We start from the raw sequence: 15384 nt of genomic DNA, 5'->3' as shown, positions 1-15384 counted from the left end.
AGATGAGTGTCTCTAAAAATCGATTATTATGTGGCTATGAACTCTTCGTATCTAAATTTTAAAGATAAACACATCCTAGTTGTTGGGGATGTCATGTTGGATCGTTATTGGCATGGTGGTACCTCACGTATATCGCCGGAAGCGCCGGTACAAGTCGTAAAGGTTTCCAACATTGAAGATCGTCCAGGTGGTGCGGCTAACGTTGCGCTGGGTCTGGCTAAGTTAGGGGTGTCAGTAACCTTGGTGGGGGTGGTCGGTAACGATGAAAATGCCGATGTTTTAACCCGATGCTTGGAAAAAGTGGGCGTGACATGTCGATTTATTCGCTCGGAAACCTTGCCTACCATTACGAAACTACGAGTAATGAGCCGCCATCAACAACTTATTCGTTTGGATTTCGAAGAGCGTGAGGACAATCTTTCGCAGAATGAGGCTTTGGCAAAAGTGGTTGAAGAATGTTTGCCAGAATCTGACGCTGTCATTTTTTCTGATTATGCAAAAGGCTGTTTAGCAGACGTTCAGAACCTGATAAAACTGTCCAATGCAGCAAAGGTCCCCAGTTTTGTGGATCCCAAAGGAGATGATTTTTCCATTTATCAAGGTGCTACTCTGGTTAAGCCAAACCTTCTTGAATTTGAAACCATCGTGGGTAAATGCCATTCAACAAAAGAGTTAGAAGAAAAAGCTAAGGCACTGCGTGAAAAATTTGGCTGGAAGGCGCTACTAGTTACTCGAGGTGAAGAAGGGCTAATCTTATTGAGCGAAGGTAAGCCGCCTTTTTCGTTGGCCACGGCCGCCAAAGAGGTGTTTGATGTTACCGGAGCGGGTGATACCGTGGTGGCGGTATTGACCGCCGTGTATGTGACCAGTAAGCGTTTTATTGACGCGGTTGAGTACGCTAATCAAGCCGCGGGTTATGTGGTTGGTAAGCTTGGTACGGCTTCGATTAGCGCAGACCAACTTGAAGCGATCATGTTTCAACGCTCACACAGCACAAACTTTGGTGTACTTTCGCCAGAAGAGCTACTTGAGCAAATCAAGTTGGCGCAAATGAATGGTGAGAAGATTGTTTTTACCAATGGCTGTTTTGATATTCTTCACCCAGGGCACATTGCCTATATGAAACAAGCTAAGGCGCTAGGCGACAGGTTGGTCGTCGCGGTCAACACGGATGCGTCTGTTAAACGACTAAAAGGTGAGAAACGCCCAATTAACCATTTAGAACATCGTATGGCGGTACTGGAAGGCGTCGGCGCGATTGATTGGGTTACTTGGTTTGATGAAGATACTCCAAAAGAAATTATTGAAAAACTGACTCCTGATGTATTGGTGAAGGGCGGCGATTATACCATCGAGACCATTGTTGGTGCAGACCACGTTCTTGCTAATGGGGGCGAAGTAAAAGTCTTGACCTTTGTCGACGGCTATTCAACCACTGCAATTATCAAAAAAGCGAACCTGTAAATGCAAGAAAAAGAAAATGTTGAAGCGGACATGTCTACGCAAAAGGCTCCTGTTTCAGGTGTGAAAATCTACTTTCGCTTGCTCGGTTACGTGCGTCCGTCTTGGATGTATTTACTGTTGAGTGTGATTGGTTATGTCATTTACGCCGCTATGGAGCCCGCGTTGGCGGCATTGTTAAAACATATTGTCGATATCGTCTCTGTGGGTAGTATTTCTGAAAGTCGTTTGTTAATTCCGCTGGCTATTTTAGGGGTTTTTATTGCGCGAGGAGTGGGGACTTTCTTAGGTAACTATTTTATGGCGAAGGTCGCTAATAATGTTGTTTTTGATTTGCGTACCGACATGTTTAACAAACTTGTGCTCTTGCCTTCGAGTTACTACCACTCTATTCCCACGGGACGTTTGTTAGCCAAGTTGACTTATGATACAGAGCAAGTCATCGGTTCTATCACGCAAGCCATACGGGTTTTATTGCGTGAAGGGTTAACGGTAGTTGGTTTGTTATGCTACATGATCTACATGAACTGGCGTTTGTCTTTGTTGTTTCTGTTGGTCGTGCCGTTAATTGGTTTAGTGGTTTCTTATGCATCAAAACGCTTTCGTAAGTTAAGTACCCGTATCCAAAATGCCATGGGTGGTGTGACAGATGTCGCCTCAGAGGCGATTAAAGGGCATGAAGTCGTCAAGATATTCGGTGGTAGTCAGTATGAAATTGAGCGTTTTCATAAAGCAGCCAATGAAAACCGTCGTTCTCAGCTAAAAATGGAAATGACCAAGTCTTTGAATATACCTATTGTGCAGTTTATTTTGGCTGTCATGATGGCAATTTTGATTTGGTTTGCATTGAGCCCGTCTATCAGTTCGCACATGTCTCCTGGCGACTTTATTGCTTTTTTGACCGCCGCTGGGATGTTGGGAAAACCGATTCGTCAGCTGACGGACGTGAATAGCATTTTGCAAAAAGGCATTGCGGCCTCTTACAGTATTTTTGATTTTCTGGATTTGCAAGAAGAAGTTGATAAAGGCAAAACATCGGTGGAAAGTATCAAAGGGAATATTGAATGGCATTCAATGTCCTTTAAATATCCCAATGCCGAGAAGCAAACCTTGAATAAGATTACCTTGTCTTTGCCTGCAGGAAAAACGCTAGCGTTGGTGGGACGGTCTGGTAGTGGTAAGTCTACTATCGCAAATTTAATTCCACGTTTTTATGATATTGATGATGGGCTGTTAAGCATTGATGGCATCTCTATCAATGATTATAAGCTGACTGAGCTGCGATCAAATATTGCCTTGGTGAATCAGCAAGTGGTGCTTTTTAATGGCACGATTCGTGACAATATTGCTTATGGTTATTTGCAAAACACCAGTGATAAAGAAGTAATAGAAGCCGCTAAAGCTGCTAATGCTTGGGATTTTATTCAGGAGCTTGATCATGGTTTAGATACTATGGTCGGAGAAAATGGCGTTCTGTTATCTGGGGGCAACGCCAGCGCATTGCCATCGCGCGGGCTATTTTGAAAAATGCGCCGATTCTTATTTTGGATGAAGCTACGTCGGCATTGGATACAGAGTCTGAGCGAGCGATTCAGACAGCGTTGGATGGCCTGATGGCGAACCGCACGACCATTGCCATTGCGCATCGCCTATCGACCATCGAGAATGCTGATATTATCGCGGTTGTGGATCATGGAGAAATTATTGAACAAGGTTCTCATAGTGAGTTATTGGCGATGAATGGCGCTTACGCTCAGCTTCATAACCAGCAATTTAGTGAGACGCCTGTTTAATTATGTGGTTTTATCGAATCGCTTTGCTGTTATTAACGCCGGTTGTATTGTTGAAAATTCGGCGTTTTAAAAAAAGCTATGCGGATTATCGGGCGAAAGAAGCATTTGGTATCTGGCCTTCTGTCGAGGCTGATTTATGGATCCATTGTGCGTCTGTGGGAGAAGTGCTGGCGGTTCGGCCACTGGTACTTCAATGGCGTGAAAAATTTCCCACTCATCGTCTTTTAATGACAACAATGACGCCAACAGGGGCGGAACAAGTGGCGAAGGCTTTTCCTTTCGCGGAGCATCGTTACTTGCCGATGGATTGGCGTTGCAGTGTTAAAAGTGCATTGAATAAAATTGCCTGCAAGCATTTATTGATTGTCGAAACCGAGCTTTGGCCAAATTTATTGCAGCTAGCCAAGCGGCAAGGTTTGCGAGTTGAGGTGGTCAATGCACGCTTGAGTGATCGCTCTTTTCAGCGTTATCAGAAGTTTCCTTTTGTTTCGCGTCCTTTGTTTGCGCTGCCTGATTGTTTCTTGGCTCACGCTCAAGCTGATGCTTTGCGTTTTGAAGCGTTAGGGGCAAAAAAAGTCTTGGTAACTGGCAGCATTAAATTTGATCTGGTTGTTCCTCCTGAAGTGATGCAGGCGAATTGGCGTCGTCGACTTGGTTCGCGGTTTGTTTGGGTAGGCGGGAGCACTCATCAAGGGGAAGATGAAGCGCTATTGCGTATCCATAAAACCCTTATGCAGAAATTTTCTAATGCGTTGTTGTTGCTCGTCCCTCGTCATCCTGAACGGTTTGAGGCGGTGTATGCCTTGGCCAAACAGTCTTTTGAGCGGGTCGCTCTTCGTAGTCAAATACCACCAGATCAATGGTCTGACTTCGATGTTGTGATTGGCGATTCGATGGGGGAGCTGATGTATTATTATCAGGCTGCCGACTTAGCCTTTGTTGGCGGAAGTCTGATTAAACGAGGAGGGCACAATCCGATTGAGCCTGCTCTGCTGGGTAAGGCTGTTTTGGTGGGGCCTTATACGTTTAATTTTTTGGACATCACAGAACAGCTTTTACAAGTGAATGGTGCTGTTCGTTGTCACGATGAAGCGCAATTAGAAAGTGTGGTGGTGGATCTTGCTGGGCAGTCGTCACAACGTTATCGACTTGGGCAGACTGCGTTGCGTTTTGCCGAAAAAAATCAAGGGGCTGTGACGCGAGTGCTTACGGAAATAGACTTCCGCTGAACGACTCTTTACAATAATGACTCTTTATCTCATGGGGTGCTTTGGTTGTTAAAGGCTAGAGCTGAGAAGCGGATTGACCGCTAACCCACTGAACCTGATCCAGATCATGCTGGCGTAGGAATTGAGGTAGCAAGCTAAGCAATCGTATCTTGCCGTTTCTCCTGTACGCCGCTCACTTATTTTTAGGAGCGACACCTTGAATACATTTTCATTTAAAACTCTTTTTTCGGCTGCCATCGTCAGTTGTGGCGTTATTTTCTCGCCCCTGATGTTGGCTAAAGATACCCTTAATGTATATACCTACGATTCGTTTGCTTCGGATTGGGGGCGTGTCCAAAGATTAAAGCCAATTTTGAGAAGACATGTGATTGTGAGGTGAATTTTGTCGCCTTAGATTCTTCAGTTGGGATTTTGTCTCGAGTGCAGCTAGAAGGGCGGTCTTCGCAAGCAGATGTTCTGCTGGGGCTGGATTTGAATTTGATGGAAGCAGCCAAGAAAAGCGGATTATTACTAGAACATTCTGTCGATACGTCTAACGTTACTGTCCCAGGAGGCTGGTCAGATAAAATTTTTGTGCCCTTTGATCAAGGCCACTTTGCTTTTATCTATAACTCTGACACGCTACAGAACCCGCCGACTAGTCTGAAGGATGTGGTGGATAATAAGAATTTGCGAGTGATTTACCAGGATCCGAGAACCAGTACACCAGGTCTTGGATTATTGTTATGGATGAAGTCAGTTTACGGTGAAGACGCTGCTGATGCGTGGGCGCGTTTAGCGGGTCATACGGTAACGGTGACGAAAAGCTGGTCTGATGCCTATAGTTTGTTTTTAAAGGGCGAAGCCGATTTGGTACTGAGTTATACCACATCCCCTGCTTATCATATTGTTGCGGAAGGCGAAACTAAGTACCGGGCTGCAATGGCCAGTGAAGGGCTGTATCCTCAGATTGAAGTAGCCGCTATGATGAAAAATGCCCCTAATTCTGCTCTGGCGCAAGAGTTTATGCACTTTATCCTTCAGCCAGGTTTTCAATCTACGGTAGCGACTGGAAATTGGATGTTACCAGTGATTGAGTTGGATGAAACCTTGCCTGCTGCTTTTGACAGCGCGTTAAAGCCTAGTAAAAACTTAGTGTTGTCCGCAAAAGATGTGGCTGAACACCGTGGCGCTTGGGTGGATGAGTGGCTAAACGCCACGACGCGATAACAGGCGTTATATCGTTGTCTTTTCGATCTATGAAAGGATTATTACCGGCGCTATTAGGCGTCGGTTTTTTCCTATTGATGGGAGTTGTCTGCTTGGCGGCTCTTTTGCGTTATAGCGAATTACACTCTTGGTTTGGCTATTTGCAGCAGCCTTATCTTTGGCGAGTTGTGCGTTTTTCTTTATGGCAAGCCCTGCTAAGCAGTGGTATTAGTTTGCTCATTGCCATTCCTGTTGCTTCTTGTCTTATGCACCGACGATTTTATGGGCGAGCTGCACTCTTGCAGTTGTTTTCTGTGTCGATGGTGGTGCCAACCATAGTGGCCATCTTGGGATTGGTCGTAGTGTATGGCCGTTCAGGTTGGTTAAGTCAGTTTTTGGGTATTCAAGTTTCCTTGTATGGTTTAACTGGTATTTTATTGGCGCATGTGTTTTTCAATATTCCTTTGGCTGTGCGTCTTTTGTTGCAAGGGTATGATTTGATTCCTGCAGGTCAGTGGCGTCAGGCTACGCAGTTGGGCTTTTCTCGTTGGACAGCCTTTCGTTGGATTGAATGGCATTACATGAAAAAAGTCTTACCGGGAGCGTTTGTGCTTATTTTTATGTTGTGCTTTTCAAGCTTTGCTGTGGTGTTGAGCCTAGGCGGTGGGCCTAAGTTTAGCACCTTGGAGGTGGCTATTTATCAAGCTCTCAGGTTTGATTTTGACCTCAATAAAGCCAGTTTTTTAGCTTTGCTGCAGGTGATGATATGTTCGCTCTTCGCGTTGTTTGTATACCGTATAGCACCTGTTAATCGCCAAGATGTGAGCTTATTGGCGCTGACTCGTTATCCACTCAAAGATTCTTATTGGGCAAGGTTTGCCGATAGTATGGCCTTGCTGTGTGTGTTTGTGCTGGTAATTCCACCTTTTTTGGCTATTTTGGGTCCTATTTTTTCGCCTTTATTTTTTGAAACTTTGCAGTCTCCTGCGCTTTGGCGGGCGGTGTTGGTGTCATTACAGATTGCGCTTCCTGCCGCCTTGGTGAGTTTAGTGCTCGGTCTCTGCTTTGCTGTGCTTGCGCGGTTTTGCATGGGGCGTCCATATTTGGCTTTTTTACCAAATAAAATTGAACACTTGGGTAATATGATCTTAATGGTACCAGGGCTGGTAATAGCCACAGGCCTGTTTCTGGCGTTACGAGATATTGGTTGGGGGCTGCAGTCGAGCTACTGGATTGTCGTGTGGGTGAATGCGGTAATGGCGTTGCCATTTGTGCTGCGCGCTTTAATGCCAGTGATGTATCAACAAGAGCGGCGCTTTAGGAATGTCTATCTGAGCTTAGGTATTCAGTCTTGGTCGCGGTGGCGACTTGAGTGGCCCTTAGTTCGCGTGAATGTGGCTCAAGCTTTAGGTTATGCGCTGTTACTGTCTTTGGGAGACATGGGAGTGATTGCTTTGTTCGGCAGTCAGGGATTGGTGTCTTTGCCCTTGTATCTTTTTCAACTCATTGGTTCCTATCGTTTGGAAGAAGGTTCCTGTGTGGCGGTGGTGTTGATTTTACTTTGCTTGATGCTGTTTTATTGCTCATCTCGCTTTGTAGGCGGAAAAATGGGTGGTGTACATGTTAAAAATTAACCTTCAATATGATTGGGAGCGTTTTCATGCAAATTATTGTGTGAATATTGAGCCGGGTATGACCACCTTACTAGGAGGCAGTGGTGAAGGGAAAAGTACGCTTTTGCATCTGCTGGGAGGGTATTTAGAGGGACGTGGTGAGCTGTATTTTCATGAGGAGTCTCTATTGTCTTTACCGGCTTATGAACGTCCTATTTCTACTTTGTTTCAGAGTGATAATCTCTTTCCGCAGTTGACCGTTTGGCAGAATGTCGCCATTGGTGTGTCGCCTTCGCTGAATTTAACGCCAGAGCAAAAGGAAAAAGTGAGTTGGGCGTTGGAAAAAACACAGCTTGTTGATAAGATGAAACGTTTTCCTCAGGCATTGTCAGGTGGCCAAGCCCAGCGAGTCGCGATTGCTCGGGCCTCTCGTTAGAAAGAAACCTATTTTATTGTTGGATGAGCCTTTTAGTGCCTTGGACCCCGCTTTGCGGGAAGAAATGCTTTATTTGGTTAATGAGGTTACTGAGGAGTTAGGGTTAACGACCTTGCTGATTTCCCATTTGCCTCAAGAGGCTTGCTTGGTGGGAGGGCGTGTTATTTTGATCGAGCAGGGTGAAGTGATTGCTCATGAACCTGTGTCCGTATTGTCTCAAATTGAACCTCATGTGCTTTTTTCTAATTATCTTGGTGTCGGCGTATCTAGTCGCTCGACAATCTAGTTTGGTTCAGTTAAATAGTCATCCCGCTTCACGTTTATAGAAAGAGCGATTTAGTGTTAGATGATAATGAGTTGTTGAAGAAAGGTATCATAATGACAATCGCTTATGCGTTTGTTATGTCGCTTACCGCATTGGCTGCCAAGCAGGCTCAAACCATGATTCCGGTATCAACTTTAGTATTTTGGCAAAGTCTCTTTTGCGCCCTCATATTATTACCGCAGATGCACGGACGTTGGCAAAAGCGTTCTTTTGTGGTGTGGAAAATTCATTTTCTACGTAGTTTTGGTGGCTTTGTGGGCTTTCTTTTTTACTACTGGGCATTGAATCACATCCCCCTTGTTGAAGCGTCTTTATTACGTACATGCGCGCCTTTGTGTGTGCCGTTTGTGGTATGGATGCTGCATCGGATTCGCATTCCGAAGGCGCGCTGGTTGCCCTTGATTATTGGGTTTATTGGGGTGGCTTTTGTTATTCAGCCAACACCGGATCATTTGAACCCGTGGCATCTTGTCGGTTTTATATCGGCTCTTGGGTTGGCGCTGTCCATGGTGACGACGCGTATGTTGTCTCAGCAGGTTTCTGGACAAGAAACGTTATTTGTGTATTTTTTTGTGTCGACGGTGTTGTCACTGCCTTTGGTATGGTTACAAGGTGAGTCATTGGTTTTGCCTTTAGAGGTTTGGCCTTTAGTGGCAGCTGTTACTGTCACCTTGTATGTTGGCATGTATCTTTATAATTTGGCTTACACCTATGCGCCAGCCAGTATCGTCTCACCAGTAAGTTATGTTGGTGTGGTATTCAGCGGCTTTTGGGGCTGGGTTATTTGGGACCATGTGCCTGATATTTACGCCATTTTGGGGATGCTGTTCATTTTTTCGAGCATCATGATTAGCACCCGAATGGCGAAGAATAGAGGTTAAGATATTTTTGTCTTATTGGGGTGTTTGTGATTTGGTTATTTTTTTATTTAGCATGGTTGCGACAAAAATCCCTGAAAAAATGAGTAGAATGCCGACATAGTGGAAGCTTAGTAGGTTTTCACCCAAAAAGATAACGGATAGAACAATACTAAAAACAGGCAGTAAATGAATGAAGTGCCCTGCTGTGGCAGCGCCCAGTTTTTGTACGCCAGTATTCCAGCATAGAAATGCGCCGATAGAGGCAAACAGTCCCATGTAAAAAATGGCTCCCCAGTTACTTACACTAAGATCAGTAAGTGAGCCGTGACCGAAGAGAAAAAATAGCGGCGCTTGAATAAACGTGCCAATTAGTGCGGTGCACGCGAAAAAGCCAATCAGAGACATGTCTTTTGGTCGCTTTACAATCAGTACGGAATAAATTGCCCAGCTGATGGCGGCTGTGATAATCCACAGGTCGCCTGGTGAAAAACTGAGATGTAAAAAGGTCTCCAAACTGCCACGACTGACGATGGTGATGGCGCCTAGTGTAGAGATTAAAATGCCAGTGTTTTGGCGCCAAGAGGTTTTGCTGCCCAATAGTATGCGCGCGGTGATTAAAATCATCACTGGCATAATGGAGTTGAGTAGTACAGCATTGGTTACTGTGGTTGAGGTGAGTCCGATATACAAAAATAAATTGTAATTGCAGATACCAAGCCAACCAAATAGTGCCAGTAATTGCCAGTTATTCATGATGATGTGACGTTCTAACCGGAGTTTTTTGTAAGCAAAAGGCAAAATGATTAAGCAAGCGAGGGACCAGCGTAAAAATGAAATGGAAAAGGGATCTATGCCGCTTGAGACAGTAATACGCCCTAAAATGTAATTGCCTGACCAGAAAAAAATGGGCAAAAGTAAATAAGCAAACGCTGGCATGGAGAGTCCTATGTAGATTGTTTGGTTTTTTTCGCTACGTTTTGTACAAACAGCCCAACAAGAATGCACGCTAGACCAATGATAGTGGAATTTAGGATGGGTTCTCCTGCAAATTGTGACAACCAAATAATGGACAGCAAAGGGGATAAAAAGATGAGGTTAGCGACTTGGCTGGCGTTTGTTGTTAATTTCATTGCTTTGTTCCATAAAACAAAACTTAATCCCATTTCAAACAAACCAATATAAATGGCGCCCCACAAGCCATTGTTATCCCACTGCGTTAGCTCTCCAGTGATACCCGCAAAAATAAGTATTAATGGCAATGCAAAGGCGAAGTTTAGCGTAATACCTATTAGGCTAGGACGGTTATCTTTTGTGTTTAGTAGCCAATAAAGTGCCCAAATAATAGTGCTAAATAGAGCGAATGCGACACCAGAAGCATTGGAAAATTCTAATGAGCCAATCTGCCCACGGGTTGAAATATATAAGACACCAAAATAGCAGGCTCCAGCGGCGAGATAGTCTGCAGGTTTAAGTCGCTGCTTGAGAATGGGCACGGCCATAAAGCTTAACATGATTGCCCAAGTATAGTTGATGGCCTGTGCCTCCTGAGCGGGAAGGGTGTTGTAGGCTTGCAGTAATATTAAGTAATAAAGAAATGGGTTAATAGCACCAAAAAACAAAGATGACTTCCACGTTTGTTTTGCTATGGTCATTAACGACTTTATTTCGCCTTTATACATAATTAGGCTAACTAAAAAGAGCAGCGATATTAGATTGGCGACGAGCAGAAGCTGTGTTGGGGAAAAATGTCTAAGAGACAGTGAAAAGGCTGTTGCAACCGTTGACCAGAGTAAAACAGCGCCAAGCCCAAAGAGCATGGCTTGGCTATTGTTGGAAAGTTTGCTCATCAGGTTTATTCCGAAGCCTTTGTTTGTGGTAAAGCGTTTTAGTTCGCGGTTTCAAGTTGCGGCTGTTTTAGAAGGACAGGCTAACACCCGCTAACACAGAAGTAATGGTGTTATCTTCTACGATAGGACTTTTTAGAATGTCTTTATCGAATCGTGTATGACTGATACCAAGCATGAGGTTAAGGCTTTTAAACACGGGGTAGATCCCTCTTACTCCATAGCGAATGGAAGAAATAGCATCTGTATCATAGGCATCAATTGCACCGCCTGTTCTCGCTGATTCTGCTTGAGATACACCAAATAGGTGGTTGCTCATTTTACTGTCCATATACCGATAAGCGATGGATGGGATCACTGTCCAAGCGCCAGCAGCAATAGGGTATCCCGCCGATATTTGTGCGTAGTAGCCATCATGTTCGCCGCTTATATCCTGCGCTATCTTTGTGGTAACTGGACCTAGCTGATAGGATGCAAATGCCATAATACTGGCGTCCCTATCATCGAGCTGCCTAATATTGGCATTATTTGAGTCATCGGGATCGAATCCTGTGCTTTCGTAAGATAAGCCCACTGACATGTTTTGGGCCGACTGTTTGGGTAGAAAACGATAGCCGATTTCAGGTAGGCGAAGGAAGAAGTGTTCGCCTTCATAACTAAAGTTAGGTAAAAAAGTAGACTCAGAATCCGTGTCTTTATAGAGGGAATCTGACTTGACTGCAATGATGCCCAAATTGGTGTCGGCCTGAGCAAAGACTGGAATAGCCAATAGCAGTGTTAAGCATACTTTTTTCATGAAAACTATGTCCGTCAAAAAGAGTTAAGTAAAAGGGCGCAAACAAAAATCCATTTGATTTTATGGTCTTTGATTAGAGCTGTAAAACATTTTCGTAGAGTGCGTATTTATTGCTTTTTTGGGTTTACATGGCGCCACCGAAAGCGACTTTTTTATGGTTTTCAGAGTTGGTGTGTTGATTTCGTTTACTTATTGTCCACTCGTGCTATATAATGCGCGTCCCTGTAAATCAATACTCCTTGTCTCACAGCTTTATCACAGGGGAAGCAAGCGTGGAGACTAAGAACCCATAAGGAGCTTAAATGCGTCATTATGAAATCGTCTTTCTGGTTCACCCAGATCAAAGCGAGCAAGTACCAGCAATGGTAGAGCGTTACACTAACCTAATCACTGAAGATGGTGGTCAAGTTCACCGTTTTGAAGATTGGGGCCGTCGTCAACTTGCTTACCCAATTAACAAAATTCACAAAGCACACTATGTTCTAATGAACATTGAGTGTTCTGACAGTGTTTTGTCTGAACTAAACGACACTTTCCGCTACAACGATGCCATCATCCGTAACTTGGTGATTCGTCGTAAAGATGCGGTAACTGACGTATCTCCTATTAAAGCTTCTGAAGGTCGTGAAGATCGTCGTTCTGCTCCTCAACGTGAAGAGCGTCACCACGACAATTCTGACGAAGTATCTGAAGAATCTGAAGATTAATCTATTTTTATTAGGAGACACTCATGGCTCGTTTTTTCCGTCGTCGTAAGTTCTGCCGTTTTACAGCAGAAGGCGTTAAAGAGATCGATTACAAAGATCTAGACACACTGAAAGGTTACATCACTGAAACTGGTAAAATCGTTCCTAGCCGTATTACTGGCACTAAGGCTCGTTACCAGCGTCAGCTAGCGACTGCAATTAAACGCGCTCGCTACATTGCTTTGCTTCCTTACACTGATAGCCATTTTAATTAATAGGCTAAAGAAGCGCTTTATATGAGTGGTTTAGCAAATTGGGTAATGAAAAAACGTCTTAATGCCATAATAGGTGTTATGGTGTTTGGTCTAATTCCTATGATGTTTTGGCTGGCCGCTGCAATCCTTGGATTGGTGGTGCTTCGCAAAGGTGTAAAAGAAGGAATACCTGTATTAGCTTGGGGATGTTTACCAGCGTTTGTGCTGTGGATATACCAAGGCGATGCAACGGCACTTATGGTATTAGTCGATGTGATGTTGTTGGCCTATTTGCTTAGATCAACCATGTCATGGAGTTGGGTGTTATTAGCTGGCAGCTTTTTAGCGGTCGTTAGCACTCTGCTTCAGCCTCTTTTGATGGCTGATGTTTTGAATTTGGCTGTTGCCTTGGTTCAAAAAGTATTGGTTTCGGAAGGTGTTGAAGTTCCCGATAAAGATATGATCTTTAACCAAGCGGTGATGGCTGTGTCCATCTTCCAAGTGGTGATTGCCGTGATTTCGCTGTTTTTGGCGAGAAAGTGGCAAGCAGGATTCTATAATCCTGGCGGTTTACGCGCAGAATTTCATCAATTGAGGCTGCCGATCGCGTTTAGTTTGGTGTTGGGTGGAATGATTCTTGTAGGGGAATCCTTAGGTGGGTCCTTTGCTATTCTGTCTCAAGCTGCTATTCCTGCATTAGTGTTGCCAGGGCTTGCTTTAGTACATGGTGTTTTAGCAAAAAAAGAAATTGGGGTTGTTGGACTGATCGCATTTTACCTTGTGGGATTTTTTGTTTTGAATGTGTATTTCGCGAACGTGTTAGTCGCACTTTGTGTGATTGATAGTTTTGTGAATATTCGTTCTAGAATCCAAGGTAAGGCGTCCAACTCAAGTGATAGCTAATGATTAATTAGAGGTGATCGAGATGGAAGTTATTCTACTCGACAAAGTAAACAAGCTAGGCGGTATTGGTGACGTTGCAGTTGTTAAACCAGGCTATGCTCGTAACTTTTTGATTCCAAACAAAAAAGCTGTAATGGCTACTAAAGCTAACTTGGCTAGCTTTGAAGAGCGCCGTGTTGAACTTGAAGCTCAAGCAGCAGAGCGTAAAGCGGCTGCTGAAGCTCGTGCTCAATTGCTAGAAGGTAAAACTTTCACTATCGCTGCGAATGCTGGTGACGAAGGTAAGCTTTTTGGTTCTATCGGTACTCGTGACATCGCTGATGCTATTTCTGCGCAAGTAGCAGTAGAGAAAGCGGAAATCCGTCTGCCAGAAGGCGCGATTCGTCACACAGGTTCTTTCGAAGTAGACGTTCAACTTCACGCTGAAGTGATTGTAACGGTTACTTTGTCTGTAATCGCTGAGTAATTTGTTTCGATAAATTACTTAAGAGAGATGCGAATCTTTCTTGAATAAGAGAAGGGTGTCTTGCTATTGCAAGATGCCCTTTTTTATTAGCGTGATAAGCTAATCTTCCTGTTTTTTCTGTCTCTGTATGGGTGTTTTGCGTGCAACTAAATGATTCTGAAGTCGCTTCTATTAAATTACCGCCATATTCCATTGAAGCTGAGCGTTCTGTTGTTGGTGGCTTGATGCTTGATCCCCAAGCTTGGGAAAGAGTCTCTGAGTTGGTTATTGCGGATGATTTTTATCGTCCAGAGCATAAGTTAATTTTTACTGTTATTGCACGCTTAGCCGATGAATCTGAACCGATTGATGTGGTGACCATTGGTGAGCGCCTTGATAAGCGCGGTGACTTAGAGTCTATTGGTGGCATGGCTTATCTTATCGAGGTGGCTGAAGCGACTCCTAGTGCTTCGAATATAGCAGCCTATGCCGATATTGTGCGAGAACGCTCCATCTTACGTCGCCTTATCTCTACGACCAATGATATTTCAGCGCGTGCGTTTCATCCAGAAGGTATGACGGCAGCTGAGGTATTGGATGAGGCTGAGCGGAAGATATTTCAGATCGCGGAAGGCGGTGAGAAAAAAGGTGGGCCACGAATTGCCGCGGATATCTTGAGTGCTACGGTGGATAAAATTGATGAGCTTTATCATCAAGATGGCGCAATTACAGGCTTGAGCACAGGTTTTACGGATTTAGATGCGATGACAGCGGGTTTGCAGCCCGCAGATTTGATTATCGTTGCAGGTCGCCCATCCATGGGTAAGACGACTTTTGCTATGAATTTGGTGGAAAATGCTGCCATGATCAGTGATAAGCCTGTTATCGTGTTCAGTTTGGAGATGCCTGCGGAATCATTGATGATGCGTATGCTTTCTTCTCTTGGGCGAATTGATCAGACACGTATGCGTTCTGGTCAGTTGGTTCAAGAGGACTGGGATAAGTTGATGTCAGCGGTAAAAATGCTCAAAGACCGCAAGCTATTTATCGATGATACGGGTGGTATCAGTCCAACGGAAATGCGTTCTCGTGTGCGCCGTATTGCTCGAGAGCATGGTGGCGTCGCCATGATCATGGTCGATTATCTTCAGTTGATGCAAATTCCAGGTTTTACTGAAGGTCGTACGAATGAGATCTCAGAGATTTCTCGATCTCTTAAAGCTATAGCCAAGGAAATGGATTGTCCAATGGTTGCGCTTTCTCAACTTAACCGTAGCTTGGAGAACCGTCCTAATAAACGCCCAGTAAACTCAGATTTGCGTGAATCTGGGGCGATCGAGCAGGATGCGGATGTGATTTCTTTTGTTTATCGTGATGAGGTATATCACGAAGACACGCCTCATAAAGGTATTGCGGAAATTATTATAGGTAAGCAGCGTAATGGTCCAATAGGTACTTGTCGATTGGCGTTTGTGGGTAAATATACTCGATTTGAGGATTTAGCACCGGATGCGTATCGAGATTTTGATGACGAGTAAGTCATTATTGGTG

General features: G+C 44.3%; 16 protein-coding genes, 1 pseudogene and 1 riboswitch. Of the genes and pseudogenes, 14 read left to right on the top strand and 3 right to left on the bottom strand.

The features are described from left to right. Positions 1 to 36: 36 nt before the first annotated feature. The 9 genes and pseudogenes from hldE to AC0L6V_RS11755 all read left to right on the top strand — a co-directional run bounded on the left by hldE (position 37) and on the right by AC0L6V_RS11755 (position 8926). Positions 37 to 1464, top strand: a complete 1428-nt coding sequence (gene hldE / locus AC0L6V_RS11795; protein WP_265219389.1) for a bifunctional D-glycero-beta-D-manno-heptose-7-phosphate kinase/D-glycero-beta-D-manno-heptose 1-phosphate adenylyltransferase HldE — start codon at positions 37 to 39, stop codon at positions 1462 to 1464. Beyond that, positions 1465 to 2963 (top strand): annotated as a pseudogene (locus tag AC0L6V_RS11790) (ABC transporter transmembrane domain-containing protein); the annotation flags it as partial. It abuts the gene before it with no gap. 18 nt (positions 2964 to 2981) lie between these two features. Beyond that, a complete protein-coding gene (locus AC0L6V_RS11785) occupies positions 2982 to 3254 on the top strand; it encodes a hypothetical protein (protein WP_418139111.1) in 273 nt (90 codons plus the stop codon). Between the two features lie 2 nt (positions 3255 to 3256). Beyond that, on the top strand, positions 3257 to 4483 hold the full coding sequence (locus AC0L6V_RS11780; protein WP_265218518.1) for a 3-deoxy-D-manno-octulosonic acid transferase: 1227 nt from the start codon (positions 3257 to 3259) through the stop codon (positions 4481 to 4483). Positions 4484 to 4505: 22 nt separating this feature from the next. Then, positions 4506 to 4622: riboswitch (TPP riboswitch) on the top strand. Positions 4623 to 4858: 236 nt separating this feature from the next. After that, complete coding sequence (gene thiB, locus AC0L6V_RS11775; RefSeq protein WP_265218519.1) at positions 4859 to 5692, top strand: thiamine ABC transporter substrate binding subunit; 834 nt, start codon at positions 4859 to 4861, stop codon at positions 5690 to 5692. Beyond that, complete coding sequence (gene thiP, locus AC0L6V_RS11770) at positions 5668 to 7305, top strand: thiamine/thiamine pyrophosphate ABC transporter permease (protein WP_265218520.1); 1638 nt, start codon at positions 5668 to 5670, stop codon at positions 7303 to 7305. The genes thiB and thiP overlap by 25 nt, the downstream gene beginning before the upstream one ends. Next, the gene (locus AC0L6V_RS11765) at positions 7292 to 7720 is read left to right on the top strand and encodes an ATP-binding cassette domain-containing protein (protein ID WP_418139053.1); all 429 of its coding nucleotides are present in this window, start codon (positions 7292 to 7294) and stop codon (positions 7718 to 7720) included. Before thiP ends, AC0L6V_RS11765 begins: the two co-directional genes overlap by 14 nt. Then, entirely contained in the window at positions 7701 to 8006 is a 306-nt protein-coding gene (locus AC0L6V_RS11760; protein ID WP_418139052.1) for a hypothetical protein, read from the top strand. The genes AC0L6V_RS11765 and AC0L6V_RS11760 overlap by 20 nt, the downstream gene beginning before the upstream one ends. A 53-nt stretch (positions 8007 to 8059) precedes the next feature. Continuing rightward, positions 8060 to 8926 carry a DMT family transporter gene (locus tag AC0L6V_RS11755; protein ID WP_265218523.1) on the top strand — a complete coding sequence of 289 codons (867 nt, stop codon included), beginning with the start codon at positions 8060 to 8062 and terminating at the stop codon, positions 8924 to 8926. 12 nt (positions 8927 to 8938) lie between these two features. Here AC0L6V_RS11755 and AC0L6V_RS11750 read toward each other — a convergent pair whose 3' ends face one another. From AC0L6V_RS11750 to AC0L6V_RS11740, 3 genes are all read right to left on the bottom strand, one after another. Beyond that, entirely contained in the window at positions 8939 to 9841 is a 903-nt protein-coding gene (locus AC0L6V_RS11750; RefSeq protein WP_265218524.1) for a DMT family transporter, read from the bottom strand. Positions 9842 to 9849: 8 nt separating this feature from the next. Further along, the gene (locus AC0L6V_RS11745; RefSeq protein ID WP_265218525.1) at positions 9850 to 10752 is read right to left on the bottom strand and encodes a DMT family transporter; all 903 of its coding nucleotides are present in this window, start codon (positions 10750 to 10752) and stop codon (positions 9850 to 9852) included. A gap of 67 nt (positions 10753 to 10819) precedes the next feature. After that, the gene (locus AC0L6V_RS11740; protein ID WP_265218526.1) at positions 10820 to 11545 is read right to left on the bottom strand and encodes a MipA/OmpV family protein; all 726 of its coding nucleotides are present in this window, start codon (positions 11543 to 11545) and stop codon (positions 10820 to 10822) included. Positions 11546 to 11847: 302 nt separating this feature from the next. On the opposite strand from AC0L6V_RS11740, the gene rpsF reads away from it, so the two are divergent. The 5 genes from rpsF (at position 11848) to dnaB (ending at position 15371) form a co-directional block, all read left to right on the top strand. Beyond that, positions 11848 to 12252: a 30S ribosomal protein S6 gene (gene rpsF, locus AC0L6V_RS11735; RefSeq protein WP_111605418.1), complete on the top strand. Its 405-nt coding sequence runs from the start codon at positions 11848 to 11850 to the stop codon at positions 12250 to 12252. A gap of 23 nt (positions 12253 to 12275) precedes the next feature. After that, complete coding sequence (gene rpsR, locus AC0L6V_RS11730) at positions 12276 to 12506, top strand: 30S ribosomal protein S18 (RefSeq protein ID WP_013662377.1); 231 nt, start codon at positions 12276 to 12278, stop codon at positions 12504 to 12506. Between the two features lie 21 nt (positions 12507 to 12527). After that, positions 12528 to 13388 carry a hypothetical protein gene (locus tag AC0L6V_RS11725; RefSeq protein ID WP_418139051.1) on the top strand — a complete coding sequence of 287 codons (861 nt, stop codon included), beginning with the start codon at positions 12528 to 12530 and terminating at the stop codon, positions 13386 to 13388. A gap of 22 nt (positions 13389 to 13410) precedes the next feature. After that, positions 13411 to 13854: a 50S ribosomal protein L9 gene (gene rplI, locus AC0L6V_RS11720; protein WP_265218532.1), complete on the top strand. Its 444-nt coding sequence runs from the start codon at positions 13411 to 13413 to the stop codon at positions 13852 to 13854. A 140-nt stretch (positions 13855 to 13994) separates the two neighbouring features. Then, entirely contained in the window at positions 13995 to 15371 is a 1377-nt protein-coding gene (gene dnaB, locus AC0L6V_RS11715; RefSeq protein WP_265218534.1) for a replicative DNA helicase, read from the top strand. Positions 15372 to 15384: the final 13 nt, after the last annotated feature.

Source organism: Marinomonas sp. G8-14, from assembly GCF_055808935.1.
The sequence above is the reverse complement of the archived record's forward strand: the minus strand, read 5'-3'. Positions and strand labels throughout refer to the sequence as shown.

Bases quoted from the DNA above. Each gene is read 5' to 3' on its own strand.
- hldE (WP_265219389.1), top strand. From the start codon at position 37: ATGAACTCTTCGTATCTAAATTTTAAAGATAAACACATCCTAGTTGTT.
- AC0L6V_RS11780 (WP_265218518.1), top strand. From the start codon at position 3,257: ATGTGGTTTTATCGAATCGCTTTGCTGTTATTAACGCCGGTTGTATTG.
- AC0L6V_RS11765 (WP_418139053.1), top strand. From the start codon at position 7,292: ATGTTAAAAATTAACCTTCAATATGATTGGGAGCGTTTTCATGCAAAT.
- AC0L6V_RS11750 (WP_265218524.1), bottom strand. From the start codon at position 9,841: ATGCCAGCGTTTGCTTATTTACTTTTGCCCATTTTTTTCTGGTCAGGC.
- AC0L6V_RS11745 (WP_265218525.1), bottom strand. From the start codon at position 10,752: ATGAGCAAACTTTCCAACAATAGCCAAGCCATGCTCTTTGGGCTTGGC.
- AC0L6V_RS11740 (WP_265218526.1), bottom strand. From the start codon at position 11,545: ATGAAAAAAGTATGCTTAACACTGCTATTGGCTATTCCAGTCTTTGCT.
- rpsF (WP_111605418.1), top strand. From the start codon at position 11,848: ATGCGTCATTATGAAATCGTCTTTCTGGTTCACCCAGATCAAAGCGAG.
- rpsR (WP_013662377.1), top strand. From the start codon at position 12,276: ATGGCTCGTTTTTTCCGTCGTCGTAAGTTCTGCCGTTTTACAGCAGAA.
- AC0L6V_RS11725 (WP_418139051.1), top strand. From the start codon at position 12,528: ATGAGTGGTTTAGCAAATTGGGTAATGAAAAAACGTCTTAATGCCATA.
- rplI (WP_265218532.1), top strand. From the start codon at position 13,411: ATGGAAGTTATTCTACTCGACAAAGTAAACAAGCTAGGCGGTATTGGT.